The organism is Streptosporangium sp. G12 (assembly GCF_052983175.1).
The window spans coordinates 1-2110 of sequence record NZ_JBRIQO010000078.1; the positions used below are offsets into that span (position 1 = coordinate 1).

Annotated in this window: 2 protein-coding genes; both read left to right on the plus strand. The window is 70.1% G+C overall.

Annotated elements, in window-relative coordinates:
* Positions 1-939 (plus strand): substrate-binding domain-containing protein (locus ACVCAG_RS45625; RefSeq protein WP_440089911.1); only part of this gene is annotated, 939 nt, incomplete at its 5' end.
* Positions 939-2110, plus strand: a 1172-nt coding sequence (locus tag ACVCAG_RS45630) for a Gfo/Idh/MocA family protein (RefSeq protein WP_447191663.1), incomplete at its 3' end; no start/stop codon positions are given. The genes ACVCAG_RS45625 and ACVCAG_RS45630, both read left to right, overlap by 1 nt.

Consider the following 2110-nt stretch of genomic DNA (forward strand, 5'->3'; position numbering starts at 1 on the left):
CCGGCTCCGGCCGCGACCGGTGGCAACGACGCCCCCGGCGACAAGGTCGTCATCGGTTTCTCCGCGCCCGCGGCCGACCACGGCTGGATCGCCGCGATCGCCAAGAACGCCGAGGCCGCGGCCAAGGAGTACTCCGACATCGAGTTCAAGCCGGTCGAGCCGACCAACGACATCAACGCGCAGATCTCCGCCGTCGAGTCGCTGATCGCGGCGAAGGTCTCCGCGCTGGTGATCTTGCCCAACGACGGTCAGCAGCTCAACCAGATCGCCCGCCAGGCCTCCGACGCCGGCATCCCGGTGATCAACCTGGACCGGGTCTTCCCCGACAAGCTCTCCTACCGCACCTGGATCGGCGGCGACAACTACGGCATGGGCGTGGCGGCCGGCCACTACATCGGCAAGAAGCTCAAGGACAAGGGGGTGGCCAACCCGGTGATCCTGGAGATCCAGGGCATCGCCACCCTGCCGCTGACCCAGGACCGCAGCAAGGGCTTCGAGGACGCGCTGAAGACCTACGGCTTCAGCGTGACGGCCAAGCAGGACGCGCAGTTCACCGTGGAGTCGGGCACCAAGGTCGCCGCCAACCTGATGCAGGCGCACAAGAAGATCGACGCGATCTGGAACCACGACGACGACCAGGGCATCGGCGTGCTGGCCGCGATCAAGGAGGCCGGGCGCAGCGAGTTCTTCATGGTCGGCGGCGCCGGCTCGGCCAACGCGATGCGCGACATCCAGGCCGGGTCGGGGGTGCTGGAGGCCACCGTGACCTACAGCCCCACCATGGCCTCCTCGGCGATCAAGCTGGCGCGCCTGATCGCGCAGGGCAAGGGCATGAGCGACCTGGTGGAGAACCAGGTGCCCCAGTCGATCACCCTGGCCTCCGAGACCATCACCAAGGAGAACGTGGCCGAGTACCTGCCGTTGGGATTCGAGTCCTGATGGTCGATGGGGAAAAGCCGCCGATCGGGATCGGCATGGTCGGGTACGCCTTCATGGGCCGGGTGCATTCCCAGGCCTGGCGCAGCGTGTCGGCGTTCTTCGACCTGCCGGCCCGGCCGGTGATGGCCGCGGTCTGCGGCCGCTCGGCCGAGGGGACGGCGGCCGCGGCCGAGCAGATGGGCTGGGCCGCGGCCGAGACCGACTGGCGCAAGCTGATCGCCCGCGACGACGTGGACGTGGTCGACATCTGCACGCCGGGCGACTCGCACGCCGAGATCGCGATCGCCGCGCTGGAGGCCGGCAAGCACGTGCTGTGCGAAAAGCCCCTGGCCAACACCGTCGCCGAGGCCGAGGCGATGGCGGCGGCGGCCCGCTCGGCGGCCGAGCGGGGGGTGTATGCGATGGTGGCGTTCAACTACCGCCGGGTGCCGGCCATCGCCCAGGCCGCCCGCTGGGTGGCCGAGGGCCGCCTGGGCGCCATCCGCCACGTGCGGGCCCAGTACCTGCAGGACTGGATCGTCGATCCGGACTTCCCGCTGGTGTGGCGGCTGCGAAAAGACCTGGCCGGCTCCGGCGCGCTGGGCGACATCGGCGCGCACATCATCGACACCGCCCAGTTCGTCACCGGCCAGCGCCTGACGCACGTGTCCGGGCTGACCGAGACGTTCATCACCCAGCGGCCGCTGGCCGGCGCCTCGGCCGGACTGTCGGCCGACACCGGCAACGGAAGCGGCACCGAGATGGGCGAGGTCGACGTCGATGACGCGGCCCTGTTCATCGGCCGTCTCAGTGGCGGCGCGCTGGCGTCGTTCGAGGCGACCCGGTTCGCCACCGGCCGCAAGAACGCGCTGCGCATCGAGATCAACGGTTCGAAGGCGAGTGTGGCGTTCGACTTCGAGGCGATGAACGAGTTGTGGTTTCACGACCACGCGTTGCCGGCCGAGGAGGCGGGGTTCCGCCGGGTGCTGGTCACCGAGGCCGGGCACCCCTACGCGGGGGCGTGGTGGCCGCCGGGTCACGGCCTGGGCTATGAGCACACCTTCACCCACGAGGTGAAGGACTTCGTCGAGGCGATCACCGCCGGTGTCGCCCCGGCCCCGTCGTTCGACGACGGACTGAACATCCAGCGTGTGCTGGCCGCGGTCGAGCGCAGCGCCGCCGACCAGAGCCG